The following is a 13,287-nucleotide window of genomic DNA, read 5'->3' on the forward strand; positions in this document are numbered from 1 at the left end:
TATACAAAAATAAAAGATTAAGGTGCAGAAACTTTATCTGGAATTGTTGGAGAAATTGCAGTAGCATACAGGTTACTGTTCACTCCCGTGTCAATCACTTCGCTAATTGACACGGAGGATGCATGTTTTGGCTTGAATACAGCGAAAACAGAGGCTGAAATGAAGAGCTGGATGCAAATGAAAGATATATTTTTTATCAGATCATCCAGAAATTATCTGTGCAGACAATCTTTCTGTATGTCTCAAACTTGAACCACTTATTATGGAACTCTGACTTATTATCAGTTGATTTAAACTCATCCAGGAACTGCTGGTAATCGGCATCGCTGCGGATTTCGAGGGCAAAGCCTCTCTCATCCACAACAGGAAGTCCCATAAAGGCATACTTGTCTAACGTAATAATATCCAGTACCTTTTTATCACGGATCAGAACAGCCGCATTATCCTCCAGAGAAACAATATCAAAATAGCCCGGATACTCAAAGCTGTCACCCTCAACAGGCACCACGTCCCCTACATGGTAAGTCTTAACCTCTTTATCCGCCTTGGAAAGCAGCGCATTCTCAAGGTTAAAATAAAACTCCTCAAAAACATAACCGCCAACCTTCACATCATCCTTCTGGAAATAAGGCTTCTCCCCCTCAGTATCAACCGATTCCACAACACCACATGCAGAAGTCATATGACTCACACGGTCGATCAGGATCAGCTCACCAAGAGTCTTATTCCTCTTAAACTCATCCAGCACAACCTTATCAGAAAGACCGATTTTGCAAAGAGCGATCTCATTCTTCTCAATCGTATCCGCATGCAGATGCTCCCCGGTATTTACATCCGTCTTAAACTCAATACTCTTAACCACACCTGCGATCTTCTTGGTACCAAGCTTCACAAGATACTCCTTGCCCACTTCAAGCCTGGAATCATCCATCCATAGAAGAGTAGCCTCAAATCCCTTTGCAACAGGAATCTCATTATTATTGGTAAGAACACATCCACGGCTTACATCAACCTCTTTATCCAGCTGGATCGTAACAGCCTGGCCGGCAACAGCCTCCTCACGATCATCACTACCCACCAGGATCGTCTTAACAGCCGCTGTCTCGTTGCTTGGGAGCGTTGTGATGATATCGCCTACATGAACCCGGCCACTCTCGATCTGGCCCTGGAAACCGCGAAATTCATGGTTTGGACGGGAAACACGCTGAACAGGAAGATAAAATTCGCTGACATTCTCAGCCTCTGAAACATCCACAGTCTCAAGATGCTCCAAAAGAGCTTTACCCGTATACCAGGGCATATTCGGAGACTTCTTCGTTACGTTATCACCCTCTGTAGCACTGACAGGAATAATCACAACATCCTGAAGCCCCAGAGTCTCAGAAAGCTCATTGATATCCTTTACAATCTCATTAAAACGATTCTCACTGTAATCAACAAGATCCATTTTGTTAACAGCAAATACAAAATGATGGATACCCATCAGAGCGCAGATACGTGCATGACGCCTTGTCTGAACCAGAACCCTCTGCTTCGCATCCACAAGAATAATGGAAAGCTGAGCAAAGGAAGCTCCAACCGCCATGTTCCTTGTGTACTCCTCATGTCCGGGAGTATCCGCAACGATAAAACTTCTTTTATCGGTTGTAAAATAACGATACGCAACATCAATGGTGATTCCCTGCTCACGTTCTGCCATCAGGCCATCCAGAAGAAGAGAATAATCAATGGCACCACCTCTGGAACCTACCTTGCTGTCCAGAAGAAGGGCTTTTTCCTGGTCCGCATATAAAAGCTTGGAATCATAAAGAATATGACCGATCAGTGTAGATTTTCCATCATCCACACTTCCGCAAGTGATAAATTTCAGTAATCCGCTCATCCTAGAAGTACCCCTCTCTCTTTCTTTTTTCCATGCTTGCAGCTCCGCCGTCGGAATCAATAACACGTGTGGTTCTCTCAGATTCCACAGAGCTTAAAGTCTCGTCAATGATCTCGTCCAGTGTCTCCGCGTCAGACTCGATACCACCTGTCAGAGGATAGCATCCGAGAGTACGGAAACGCACCTTTTTCATCTGCGGCTCCTCACCCGGGTTCAGGCGCATCCTGTCGTCATCCACCATGATAATATTTCCGTCTCTGTATACAACCGGACGCTCTTTTGCAAAATAAAGAGGAACGATCGGGATATTTTCTCTCTTAATGTACTGCCAGATATCAGTCTCAGTCCAGTTGGAAATCGGGAAAACACGGATGCTTTCGCCTTTATTGATCTCCGTATTATAAAGCTTCCACATCTCCGGACGCTGGTTCTTCGGATCCCATGCCTGCTCTGCGTTACGGAAGGAGAAGATACGCTCTTTTGCACGGCTTTTCTCCTCGTCACGACGACCGCCGCCAAAAGCAGCTGTAAAACCATATTTCTTAAGAGCCTGCTTCAGAGCCTGCGTTTTCATGATATCTGTGTATGCGGAGCCACTGTCAAAAGGATTGATTCCCTGCTTCACACCATCCTGATTAATGTACTCAAGCATTTCGATCCCCAGATCCTTCGCGGTTTTGTCACGGAACTCAATCATCTCTTTAAATTTCCATGTCGTATTTACGTGAAGAAACGGGAATGGCGGTTTCTCAGGATAAAAAGCCTTCATTGCAAGATGAAGCATTACAGAACTGTCTTTTCCTATAGAATAAAGCATTACCGGCTTCTCGCACTCTGCTGCAACTTCACGGATGATATAAATTGCCTCTGCTTCCAGCTCATCCAAATGTGATAATCCACTCATATCTGATCTCATCCTCCTGTTCCGGCCGCCAGAACCGGCAGCACTTATCTTCTGGTCTAATATTTATTCGAATTCCGTCGATCCACATCGATCACGGATGTAGAACCGTCCGTTTTTGTAATGATCCAGTGAAGGATATCCCCTTCGCTTTTTACATTCATGATACTTCCGTTACCGCCGATATCTGCACCAAGGAAAAAGTCGATGGCACCGGCTTTACATTCCTTTACACAGGAAACGCAGCCCCAGCAGTTTTTCGGATATTTCATCACGGCTTTTTTGTCTTCCATGACGATCAGGGTTCCCGGACATACTTCACTGCATTTTCTGCAGCCAACACATTTTTTCTGATCAATTCGTATGCTCATATGTGTCCTCCTTTACAATGTCACGGAAAATTATCCTGATATCGCCGTTTTCCAGTTTCGAATTTACATATTTATAAAATTTCTCATCTGTTTCCGGATGATCCAGATTTTCGTTAAAAGAATGCCATCTGGTCTCTTTGCGGTTTTTCAGATGAGCGATCAGTGAACGGCACACAATGAGACGCTCACGAAGTTCATATGCAAACATCAGCTCATGCATATCTGCTGCCGCTGTTTTTTCGGCAAGAGCCTGAAGCTGAACGATTTTTTCATCTGCAAGAGCAAGCTGCTTCTCATTAAACTGATAATTAGAAGCAATTCCTCCCGCATATTCATCCATGACTTTCTGCATAGCCTCTTCCAGCTCTTCCACGGAAAATGCCGGTGCGTCTTCATTTCGGAACTTTTCGTACTGGGAAAGAATCTCCTCTTCCTGAACCTTGATCTCTGTCTCAGTCTGAACATCTGCTTCCTTCAGAGTTCCAGCCTTAAACTGTTTCACCATATCCAATGCTGCAAGCTTTCCTTCTGCAAGAGCTCCTGTTACATATTTCTGCGGGCATCCGCCTGCAACATCACCTGCTGCATATAGTCCCTTTACCGTAGTTTCACGGCCTGTATTTACCCAGTAACCGCTGGCTGTATGACCGCCTACGATATATGGCTCTGTTCCCTGGATCTCCACATCCTGCTCGCTGGGGTTCTTTCCGCTTTCGATCCATTTCAGAGTCTGGCTCGGTGCCATGTTGAGATAAGCCTTCAGAAGATCTTCATCCTGTTCCTTCGTGATCCCTGTAGTCTTCAGGTAACACGGGCCGTGGCCAAGCTGATTTTCCCGAACTGTTCCGTAAACTCTCTCGCTTGTGGTCAGTCCGTATTTTGTCTCATAGATCTCGCCAGCTGCATTGATCTGTTTTGCGCCGACACCCTGTGCGATGGTTCCCGTAGGAGCAATGGTATCCTTGCAGCGAAGTGCGATAAAACGCATCTCAAAGGACGTCATCTCCGCACCTGCCAGAATTCCCATTGCGTATCCGGCACCTGTGTTAAACGGCGGATACCACATCTTATGCCTGGAAAATCCGGGATTGTTTGGTTTATAAAGTCCGGCCGCTCCGCCTGTTGCAGCAAGAACTGCCTTTGCCCGGATAATGTATGCGGTTTCTTCCATAATAGAGAAACCAACCGCTCCGTAAACCTGTCCGTCTTTTACAAGAAGGTCTGTGATATTTACATAATTCAGAACGTCTACGTTCTCAGCTTTATGAACTGCATCAGCAAGAAGAGGTTTAAAATTTTCGCCATTGATCTTGATATTACGGTTTCCTCTGGCTACATAATCACCATTTTCATCCTTCAGGATCACAAGCCCAAGCTTCTCCATTTTTGCGGTAACTTCGTTGAAATTCTCCGCTGCTGTAAGAAGAAGGTCCTGCCTTACGATACCGGCGGCATCCTTTGTGGCATAATCTACATAATCCTGCGGCTTGCGGCCTTTTACAATGTAGGCATTGATTGCATTAACACCTGCTGCCAGACAGCCGCTTCGTCTGATATTTGCTTTTTCTGCGATCAGTACTCTGCCGGCTTTCTGTTCTGAGAGAACCAGCGCCGCATAGCAGCCTGCAGTACCTCCGCCTATGATCAGCACGTCTGTTGTAATTTCCTTTGTGTTTAATCTGTTTTTCATACTCATCACTCTGTTATCTGAAGCTCATGTACAGTTACATTTTTCTCTTTATCTACGCCAAAAGCCTTCAACACCGGATTTTCTGCATCCATAAGGGAGAGGATCAGATATTCGATGTTCGGGTCAAATGCAAGTCGTTTATCTTCTTCGGAAGGCCTTGACGGAGACTCCGGATGAGAATGAAAGTTTCCGATCATCTGATATCCGTTCTGACGGATATCTTTGATCGCGCTCAGCTGTTCCTTCGGGTCCATGGAAAAGTGTTCGTTGCTTTCATCGATATTTGTCAGCAGATACACCTTCTCGATGGTTTTTACATCGTCCTCAATGGTCCCGCCCAGAAGGCCGCAGGACTCATTGGGAAGTCCTTTTCTGCAGTGGTCTAATATTTTCTCGTAATCTTCTTTTTTTAATTTCAGCATTATCTTCGCAGCCTCCAATGGGTTTCTATACTTAATTTTTAGTGTTTTAATTCACACACAGCTTGCTCATAATCGATCAGTTCTGTGATCGTCGGATCATCGCCGCATACCGGGCAATGATGATTCTTCGGAAGCTTCACGGTACGGAAGGTCATCTTCAGTGCATCGTAGGTGAGAAGTCTTCCTGTAAGAAGATCACCCTGTCCGATGATGTACTTGATCGCTTCCATTGCCTGAAGGCTTCCGATCACGCCGCCCATGGCTCCGATCACGCCAGCCTGCTTACAGGTCGGTACGGCGTCCTTTGGTGGCGGGCTCTGGAATGCACATCTGTAGCATGGTCCCTGTCCCGGAACGTAAGTCATCAGCTGTCCCTGAAAACGGATGATACCTGCATGTGAAAATGGTTTCTCAGCCATTACACAGGCATCGTTGATCAGGAATTTTGCAGGGAAATTGTCCGTTCCGTCCAGAATGAAATCGTAATCTTTGATCAGATCCATGATGTTGCTGGAATCTACAAAGGTATGATATGTATTTACAGTAACGTCCGGGTTGATTGCTTTCATGGTCTCAGCCGCGGACTCTACCTTCAGCTTGCCGACATCTGCAGTTGTGTGGATGACCTGTCGCTGAAGATTGGAAAGATCCACCTCATCTGCATCCGCGATCCCGATGGTTCCCACACCTGCAGCTGCAAGGTAAAGGGCTGCCGGTGATCCAAGTCCGCCGGCTCCGATGATCAGAACCTTGGCATTCAGAAGCTTTTTCTGACCTTTTACTCCAACCTCTTTCAGGATGATATGACGGGAGTACCGCTCAAGCTGCTCATTTGTAAAAGCCATTATCTTGCGCCTCCTCCCATGTAGTACAGGAACTCAACAACGTCGCCGTCCTTTACCTCTGTTTCCGGAACGTCTGCCTTGCTGATGAATTCATCGTTGATAGTTACGGTTACATACTCAGGACTTTCAATATCCTCTTTCTCAATAAGCTCTGTAAGCTTCAGTCCGTCTTCGTACTCTTTTTTATTTCCTGCAACTGTGATTGTCATTTCTCTGTTCTCCTATTCTTCAACTTTTCTTACGATCAGTGTATAAGTTCCGTCTTCATTGTCCTCGAGCTTCAGGATCTGATGTCCTTCTTCCTTCACGCTTCTCGGCACATTCTGTACCGGCTCGCCATCGTTCATTTTGATCGCCAGGATCTGTCCGTCATCCAGCTCCTCAAGTGCTACTTTTGCTTTTACAAAGGTTACCGGGCAAACTACATCAGTAATATCTACTGTATCATCAATCTTAATATCAGCCATTGTATGCTCCTTTCAAAACTTCCTGAAGTTTTTCAGCGCCTACCCGGTCGATGGTAAATTTAAAACGCTCTCCCGGATTTGCATGATCCTCAAAGAAACGGATCGCTGCATCGGTCACTCTGAAAAGCTGCTCCTCAGAGGTGATCAGCGGAAGGAATTCCTGTCCCTTGCTGATGTGATTTCCAAACGTTCCTCCAAAGGAAACGATATATGCTTCGTTTACATCCCATGCATCCACAGGACAGGATTTTGCACATCTGCCACAGTAGTTACATTTCTCTGTATCGATCACCAGCTTGTCATCCTCAAAAGAGATGGCGTTTTCTCTGCAGGCCTTTTCGCAGACACCGCAGTGGATACATGCATCCTCTTTCCAGCTGACCTCAGCTGCTCCCTTGATCCCTACATCATTCTCCTCTGCCTTCAGACAGTTGTTCTGACATCCGGTAACACCGAATTTAAATTTATGAGGAAGCTCTCTTCCGAAATATCTCTCATTTAATTTCACCGCAATGTCATAGCTGTTGATATTTCCGCTTGGACAGACAGCGTTGCCCTGGCAGGCTGTAACTGTACGGACTCTCGGTCCGCAGACACCAGGCTTGCATCCGCCTTTTGCAAGATCATCCTTTACATCATCAATATCATCTAATTTAATGAACGGGATCTCAACTCCCTGTCTGGAAGTAAGATGTACATATCCGTCACCGTATTTCTCAGCTACCTCTGCGATCTTCTTAAGGTTTTCTGCGGTAAATGTACCGCCTACACAGGCAAGACGAAGAGAAAAATTATTTTTCTGCTTCTGTCTCATGAAACCACCTTTTTTTAATGTAGCGTAATCTACTTTTGCCATAACGAACTCTCCATTTCTCTGCTGGTGCAGCTCCTGGTACATCGTTTTCGGTGTACCAGATTTTATCGGTTATTTTCTATCGCTTGTTTGAAATCTTCTTTTAAATCTTCAATATCTTCAATTCCCACACTGATACGGATCAGATCCTCGAATACTCCGGACTGCTGCTTCTCTTTGTCGGAGATGTGTGCCGCGATGGTGGATTCCGGATGAATCACCAGGGTCTTCGTATCTCCGATATTGGAGATGATCAGCGGGATCTTCAATGAATTAATAATGGAAAAAGCTTTCTCCTTGCTTCCGGTTCTTACGGTTACGATAGCTCCGTAGCCATTCTTAAACTGCTTTTCCGCAATTTCGTGATAAGGGCTTTCTTCCAGTCCCGGATAATTTACTTCAATGTCACCACCCAGGCCCTGTAAAAATCTCGCAAGCTCCAGTGCATTGTCACACTGTCTCTGCATTCGAAGTCCCAGGGTTTCCAGTCCCAGGTTATTAAGGAAAGCATTCTGCGGAGCAAGACACGCGCCAGTGTTCCGGAAAAGTCCGTTTCTAAGCTTGGCGATGTATGCAAATGGTCCGAATTTCCGGTATGGAGCAAGTCCCGGATATCGGTCAGGGTCCCATTTCAGACCCTTACCACAGACAAGAATACCGCTGATGGCATCGCTGCTTCCATTGATATATTTGGAAGAGGAATGAACCACAATGTCAGCTCCAAGCTTCAGTGGCTGGATCAGATACGGGGTTGCCACCGTGTTGTCTACGATCAGCGGTACGTCATGCTTATGTGCCACTTCCGCAACTGCCTGGATATCGGTAACATCCAGCTTGGGGTTGCCAATGGTCTCCGCAAAAACAAGTCGCGTCTTCTCTGTGATCTCTGCCTCAAAAGCTTCCGGCTTATTCTCTTTCACATATTTTACGGAAATCCCGAAAGGCTTCAGATCATCGAACAATTCCACAGTTCCGCCATACAGTCCGCAGGCTGCCACGATCTCATCTCCCGCCTGAAGAATGTTCAGAAACGCATTGGTCAGCGCTGCCATTCCGGATGCACAGGCCACACTGCCGATCCCATCCTCCAGCATGGTCACTCTCTTCTCAAAGGACTCTACCGTAGGATTGTTGATCCTTGTATAGGAAAAGCCCATTTTTTTATTGTCAAAAATTTTCTCCAGGTCTTCCGCGCTGTCATGTCGGAATGCGCTGCTCTGATAGATTGGAACCTGTGTGGCTCCCTGCGGATATTTCTCGTTGGTGCCGTGGAGCAGTCCTGTATTAAAGCCGTATTCGTTCATAGCCTCTGCCCTTTCTTTTGTTGACACTTATATTAACCTACTATTCATAGTATGTCAATAGGAAAACTGTATTAAATGTATTTTTTTGTGTACACAACTATATGACAACATGATACAATTATAACAGTTACGATAATTACAGCACCAAAAGAAAGATGCCCGCAGGCATACAAACCTACATTAAGAACAGGAGGTGATCCCTATCAATATAAACCCGAAACTCCGGAATATTTTTCATTCTTTATTCAGTCCCACCCTTGATTTCCGCGTCCGGCTGTTCAACATCCTCGCCTTGGGAGGTACTGTGATCAGCCTGATCATGGCCTTTCTCAGTCTCGGGACCGGTTCCTGGGAAAATGTACTGATCAATTTTGCGCTGGTTGCAATCTCCGGAGGGCTTTTTCTTTATTCCTATTACAGTGGAAAATATCAGCGCTGCTACCTGATCACCATTGTCGTGATCTTTCTGCTCGTTTTTCCGGTGATGTTTTTTACCAGCGGCGGTTATCGTGGCGGCATGCCGGCATGCCTGATCCACCTTGTGATTCACATTGCCCCCTCTGCCGTTATTTTGCAGACCGGAAAATCCATAGCTGCATGAGATGTTGACAGTTGCTATATATCAGGTACAGATTTTTCAGTTGCAAAAGGCACATCATATTTACATAAAAGAAGCTGCAGACTCTGTTTTTCCACTGTTCTGCAGCTTCTTTATGTTATTCCGTCCGACTATATCTTCTACTGTTTATCCTTCGTAAATCTGATCAAAAATCCCTCCATCTGAGAAATGTGTTTCCTGTGCCTTTTTCCATCCACCGAAATCATCAATGGTGACAAGATTGATATCCAAGTCAAACACATCGGAGTACTCCTTCAGAATATCCTGGTTTGACGGACGGTAATAATTATCACCGGCGATCCGCTGTGCTTCATCGGAATAGAGATAATTCAGATATTCCTCTGTCACATCCCTGGTGCCTCTTTTGTCTACGACTTTATCGACTACTGCTACAGATGGATGTGCAAGGATGCTGATGCTTGGTGTTACGATCTCGTAGTCATCCGGATAATCTTTTACGGAAAGATAGGCTTCATTTTCCCAGGCGATCAGTACATCACCCTGTCCGTTTTCCACGAAAGAGGTCGTTGCGCCTCTGGCTCCGGTGTCCAGGACAAGTACGTTTTTGTAAAGGTCTCCGATGAATTCTTTAATTTTGTCCTCGTCTCCGTTATATTTATCTTTTGCATAGGCCCAGGCTGCCAGATAGTTCCATCTTGCTCCGCCGGAGGTTTTCGGGTTTGGTGTGATCACACCTACGTCTTTTTTTACCAGATCGTCCCAGTCTTTGATGTTCTTCGGATTTCCTTTTCTCACAAGAAACACAATAGTCGAAGTGTAGGGAGAGCTGTCCTCCGGAAATTCATCCACCCATCCGTCATCGATGAGTCCTGCATCCTGGATCGCATCCACATCATACTCCAATGCCAGTGTTACCACATCTGCTTCCAGTCCGTTGGCAACCTCAAGTGCCTGCTTGCCGGAACCGCCATGGGACTGTGTGATCTCCACATCCTGGCCTGTTTTTTCCTTCCAGTGCTTCTGGAAGATCTTGTTGTACTGCTCGTAAAGCTCTCTAGTCGGATCATAAGATACATTGGTGATGCTGACACTGTCCGCCGCATAGGTGGTTACGCCTGTAAAGCTTCCAATTGTTGCTATTGCTGCAAGAACTGCTGCTGATTTCCATCTTCTTTTCATAATACTTACCTCCTGTGTTTTACCTCGTGTTTTGTTGTTGGGGCTATTATAAACAGGAGTAAGTCCATAAGAAAACTATTAGATTGGAAACCGTTTTCAGGAGTTTTCGAAAATATGGCTGTTTATGCTAGTTTCACATATTTTTGTATTTGATTCCACCTGATATTATGTTGTTTTTGTTGATTTTTGCATCGTATTTTATTGTTCCCGGAGTATATGTGAAAACGTCATCAGTCTTGTAATTTCCGTGTTTTTCGGGAATTTTTCCAAAGTATATCTTGTTTTTGCGGGATGTTTTCCTTCATCTGTGAAATTTTGGGTCAGTGTCAGACGGATATCTACGATCGAAGCAGTGAACTTCCCTGAAACAGTTATCCACACTCACCCTGAAAAATCGCTCTTCCGGGCGGATGGTTTTCCACATATTCCACAGAAGTTATCCTCTGTTGTCTGTGCGATCCGATTTCGTCGCCTTCATCTCACAGATAAATATAATCATTCATCACCGGCTGAAGGCCATGGTCTTTCAGGGCGTTAAAGACTTCGTCCACGGATCTTCCGTCTGAGATTTCAAACTGATCATCACCTTTATCCTCGATATCATCCACATGGCTTCCGATTCCTGTGCTGACACCTGCAGAGATCTTGGTTGCTGCGATATTTACCAGATTGTCACGGACACGCTCGCACTCTCTGGTGGATACGGTAATACTTGCAAACGGCATAAACAGACGATACGCACAGACTACCTGCAAAAGCTGTGGTTCGTGGACATCCTTCGGGTTGATCCGGTCATTATTGATGATCGGACGAAGTCTCGGGCAGGAAAAAGCGATCTCTGCATGTGGATATTTTCTCTGCAGAAGATATGCATGATATCCCGTTGCAAAAGCATCCTTGCGGAAATCATCCAGTCCCAAAAGTGCCGCAAAGCCAACACCTCGCATGCCGCCTTTCAGTGCACGCTCCTGTGTATTTAATCTGTATGGAAAAATCCTCTTGTGACCTGCAAGATGCAGGGTTTCGTATTTATCGGAATTATAGGTCTCCTGGAAAACGGTTACATAATCTGCGCCGCATTTGTGAAGATATGCGTACTCATCAGAATTCATCGGATACACCTCAAGACCGACTACCTTGAAATATTTTCGGGCGATCTCACAGGCCTTTCCGATATATTCTACATTGGATTTGGATTTGCTCTCGCCGGTAAGGATCAGGATCTCCTGGAGTCCGGTTTCTGCAATGGCTGCCATCTCCTTCTCGATCTCGTCTGCATTCAGCTGTGCACGGCGGATCTTGTTGTGGCAGTTAAATCCACAGTAAATACAGTAGTTCTCACAGTAATTTGCAATGTAGATCGGTGTAAACATGCAGATACTGTTTCCGAAATGTTTCCTTGTTTCGATCCGTGCAGCCTGTGCGATTTCTTCCAGAAGAGGCAGTGCTGCCGGTGAAAGCAATGCTTTAAAATCCTCCGGTGTACGGTTATCATGAGCAAGCGCTCTCCGTACATCCGCTTCTGTGTACTTATCATAATCATATGCGTTCATTGCGGAAATAACCTGATCCATTACATCAGATTCTTCCAGTTGTTCCATATCCGGAAGGTACTTCATGTGATCGATACGGTTCTTTTTCATATCTTCCAGAATTTCCTCACTCATGATACTTTCATTAAAATGGCCGTCCTGCTGACCGGCCTGTACTGTTTCTGCCATTGTTGCTGTGTCTCTCCTCTCGTACTTTTATTATTTTCAAATTTGTAATATTTCAGTATCTGTTTTTAGCCATTTGTTTTCTTTTCTGCTCTGGTTAATCTGTATCAAGTGAATATTCGTAATCCGCTTTCACTACACAGATTTCCCCTTAATAACCGTATATTTCCGAATCTTTCAATATACTGTCATTATTTTACTCATGCAAAAATCCGGTCAGCGGTGAGGACGCGCTTGCACCTCTCTCCAGAGTTCTTCCCATGCCGGAAAGGTATGCGCTTCTTCCTGCCTCAATAGCTTTCTTAAATGCCTCTGCCATAACGCGAACATCTCCTGCTGTTGCAATAGCCGTATTTGCCATAACTGCTGCAGCACCCATTTCCATAGCCTCACATGCCTGTGACGGACGGCCGATTCCAGCGTCCACGATGATCGGAAGGTCAATCTCGTCGATCAGAATCTGTATGAATTCTTTTGTGCAGATTCCTTTATTGGAACCAATGGGAGAGCCCAGTGGCATTACACAGGCAGCTCCTGCGTTCACCAGATCTCTGGCTGCATTCAGGTCCGGATACATGTACGGCATAACTACAAAGCCCTCTTTTGCAAGGATTTCTGTTGCCTTGATGGTCTCATAGTTATCCGGAAGAAGATATTTGGAGTCATGGATAACTTCGATCTTTACAAAATCTCCGCAGCCAAGCTCGCGGGAAAGCCTTGCAATGCGTACTGCTTCCTGAGCATTTCTGGCTCCTGATGTGTTCGGAAGAAGCGTAACATCCTTCGGCACATAGTCAAGAATATTGGCAAGTCCGCCCTCATTTGCACGGCGCAGGGCAAGTGTTACGATCTGAGTTCCTGCTTTTTCGATACATGCTTTTACAAGCTCCAGAGAAAATTTTCCGGAACCAAGGATAAAACGGGAAGTAAACTCATGGCCTCCCAGGATCAGTTTGTCTTCATTTGTGTTTGCTGTTGTCATTTTTTATGTCCACCTTTCTGTTATTTATCTGCATTGTATTTCAGCTTCAATAACTGCTCAGCTATTCAATTTCAAGGCAGCAATTTTCTGCGA

14 protein-coding genes are annotated in these 13,287 nt (G+C 45.3%); 1 reads left to right on the plus strand and 13 read right to left on the minus strand.

The window, feature by feature from the left end; translation table 11 throughout:
* Positions 1 to 196: 196 nt before the first annotated feature.
* The 10 genes from EYS05_RS06465 to EYS05_RS06510 all read right to left on the minus strand — a co-directional run bounded on the left by EYS05_RS06465 (position 197) and on the right by EYS05_RS06510 (position 8,735).
* A complete protein-coding gene (locus EYS05_RS06465; protein WP_138276832.1) occupies positions 197 to 1,882 on the minus strand; it encodes a sulfate adenylyltransferase subunit 1 in 1,686 nt (561 codons plus the stop codon).
* 1 nt (position 1,883) lies between these two features.
* Positions 1,884 to 2,786: a sulfate adenylyltransferase subunit CysD gene (gene cysD, locus EYS05_RS06470; protein ID WP_015526618.1), complete on the minus strand. Its 903-nt coding sequence runs from the start codon at positions 2,784 to 2,786 to the stop codon at positions 1,884 to 1,886.
* 56 nt (positions 2,787 to 2,842) lie between these two features.
* Positions 2,843 to 3,154 carry a 4Fe-4S dicluster domain-containing protein gene (locus tag EYS05_RS06475; protein WP_015526617.1) on the minus strand — a complete coding sequence of 104 codons (312 nt, stop codon included), beginning with the start codon at positions 3,152 to 3,154 and terminating at the stop codon, positions 2,843 to 2,845.
* A complete protein-coding gene (locus tag EYS05_RS06480; protein WP_118625787.1) occupies positions 3,138 to 4,844 on the minus strand; it encodes an adenylyl-sulfate reductase subunit alpha in 1,707 nt (568 codons plus the stop codon). The genes EYS05_RS06475 and EYS05_RS06480 overlap by 17 nt, the downstream gene beginning before the upstream one ends.
* A 5-nt stretch (positions 4,845 to 4,849) precedes the next feature.
* Positions 4,850 to 5,266 carry a M67 family metallopeptidase gene (locus EYS05_RS06485; RefSeq protein ID WP_059086473.1) on the minus strand — a complete coding sequence of 139 codons (417 nt, stop codon included), beginning with the start codon at positions 5,264 to 5,266 and terminating at the stop codon, positions 4,850 to 4,852.
* A gap of 38 nt (positions 5,267 to 5,304) precedes the next feature.
* Entirely contained in the window at positions 5,305 to 6,111 is an 807-nt protein-coding gene (gene thiF, locus EYS05_RS06490) for a thiazole biosynthesis adenylyltransferase ThiF (protein ID WP_118515984.1), read from the minus strand.
* Positions 6,111 to 6,320, minus strand: a complete 210-nt coding sequence (thiS, locus tag EYS05_RS06495; protein ID WP_021650460.1) for a sulfur carrier protein ThiS — start codon at positions 6,318 to 6,320, stop codon at positions 6,111 to 6,113. Before thiS ends, thiF begins: the two co-directional genes overlap by 1 nt.
* 12 nt (positions 6,321 to 6,332) lie before the next feature.
* On the minus strand, positions 6,333 to 6,578 hold the full coding sequence (locus EYS05_RS06500) for a sulfurtransferase TusA family protein (protein WP_015526613.1): 246 nt from the start codon (positions 6,576 to 6,578) through the stop codon (positions 6,333 to 6,335).
* On the minus strand, positions 6,571 to 7,434 hold the full coding sequence (locus EYS05_RS06505; protein ID WP_138276833.1) for a 4Fe-4S binding protein: 864 nt from the start codon (positions 7,432 to 7,434) through the stop codon (positions 6,571 to 6,573). Before EYS05_RS06505 ends, EYS05_RS06500 begins: the two co-directional genes overlap by 8 nt.
* A 62-nt stretch (positions 7,435 to 7,496) precedes the next feature.
* On the minus strand, positions 7,497 to 8,735 hold the full coding sequence (locus EYS05_RS06510; protein ID WP_138277695.1) for an O-acetylhomoserine aminocarboxypropyltransferase/cysteine synthase family protein: 1,239 nt from the start codon (positions 8,733 to 8,735) through the stop codon (positions 7,497 to 7,499).
* Positions 8,736 to 9,039: 304 nt separating this feature from the next.
* Here EYS05_RS06510 and EYS05_RS06515 point away from each other — a divergent pair, with 304 nt between their 5' ends.
* Positions 9,040 to 9,336, plus strand: coding sequence for a hypothetical protein (locus tag EYS05_RS06515; RefSeq protein WP_243119247.1), 297 nt, complete (start codon positions 9,040 to 9,042; stop codon positions 9,334 to 9,336).
* 144 nt (positions 9,337 to 9,480) lie between these two features.
* Here the strand turns inward: EYS05_RS06515 and EYS05_RS06520 are convergent, their stop codons facing one another.
* The 3 genes from EYS05_RS06520 to EYS05_RS06530 all read right to left on the minus strand — a co-directional run bounded on the left by EYS05_RS06520 (position 9,481) and on the right by EYS05_RS06530 (position 13,194).
* Entirely contained in the window at positions 9,481 to 10,494 is a 1,014-nt protein-coding gene (locus EYS05_RS06520) for a sulfate ABC transporter substrate-binding protein (protein ID WP_138276834.1), read from the minus strand.
* Positions 10,495 to 10,973: 479 nt separating this feature from the next.
* Complete coding sequence (gene thiH / locus EYS05_RS06525) at positions 10,974 to 12,215, minus strand: 2-iminoacetate synthase ThiH (RefSeq protein ID WP_138276835.1); 1,242 nt, start codon at positions 12,213 to 12,215, stop codon at positions 10,974 to 10,976.
* A 193-nt stretch (positions 12,216 to 12,408) separates the two neighbouring features.
* On the minus strand, positions 12,409 to 13,194 hold the full coding sequence (locus EYS05_RS06530) for a thiazole synthase (protein WP_118170203.1): 786 nt from the start codon (positions 13,192 to 13,194) through the stop codon (positions 12,409 to 12,411).
* Positions 13,195 to 13,287 lie beyond the last annotated feature (93 nt).

It is taken from the genome of Blautia sp. SC05B48 (genome assembly GCF_005848555.1).
GTDB lineage: Bacteria > Bacillota > Clostridia > Lachnospirales > Lachnospiraceae > Blautia_A.

Excerpts from the sequence above, each read along its gene's own strand:
- EYS05_RS06475 (WP_015526617.1), bottom strand. The coding sequence starts at position 3,154 with ATGAGCATACGAATTGATCAGAAAAAATGTGTTGGCTGCAGAAAATGC.
- EYS05_RS06510 (WP_138277695.1), bottom strand. The coding sequence starts at position 8,735 with ATGAACGAATACGGCTTTAATACAGGACTGCTCCACGGCACCAACGAG.
- thiF (WP_118515984.1), bottom strand. The coding sequence starts at position 6,111 with ATGGCTTTTACAAATGAGCAGCTTGAGCGGTACTCCCGTCATATCATC.
- thiS (WP_021650460.1), bottom strand. The coding sequence starts at position 6,320 with ATGACAATCACAGTTGCAGGAAATAAAAAAGAGTACGAAGACGGACTG.
- EYS05_RS06530 (WP_118170203.1), bottom strand. The coding sequence starts at position 13,194 with ATGACAACAGCAAACACAAATGAAGACAAACTGATCCTGGGAGGCCAT.
- EYS05_RS06465 (WP_138276832.1), bottom strand. The coding sequence starts at position 1,882 with ATGAGCGGATTACTGAAATTTATCACTTGCGGAAGTGTGGATGATGGA.
- EYS05_RS06500 (WP_015526613.1), bottom strand. The coding sequence starts at position 6,578 with ATGGCTGATATTAAGATTGATGATACAGTAGATATTACTGATGTAGTT.
- EYS05_RS06505 (WP_138276833.1), bottom strand. The coding sequence starts at position 7,434 with ATGGCAAAAGTAGATTACGCTACATTAAAAAAAGGTGGTTTCATGAGA.
- thiH (WP_138276835.1), bottom strand. The coding sequence starts at position 12,215 with ATGGCAGAAACAGTACAGGCCGGTCAGCAGGACGGCCATTTTAATGAA.
- cysD (WP_015526618.1), bottom strand. The coding sequence starts at position 2,786 with ATGAGTGGATTATCACATTTGGATGAGCTGGAAGCAGAGGCAATTTAT.
- EYS05_RS06480 (WP_118625787.1), bottom strand. The coding sequence starts at position 4,844 with ATGAAAAACAGATTAAACACAAAGGAAATTACAACAGACGTGCTGATC.
- EYS05_RS06520 (WP_138276834.1), bottom strand. The coding sequence starts at position 10,494 with ATGAAAAGAAGATGGAAATCAGCAGCAGTTCTTGCAGCAATAGCAACA.
- EYS05_RS06485 (WP_059086473.1), bottom strand. The coding sequence starts at position 5,266 with ATGCTGAAATTAAAAAAAGAAGATTACGAGAAAATATTAGACCACTGC.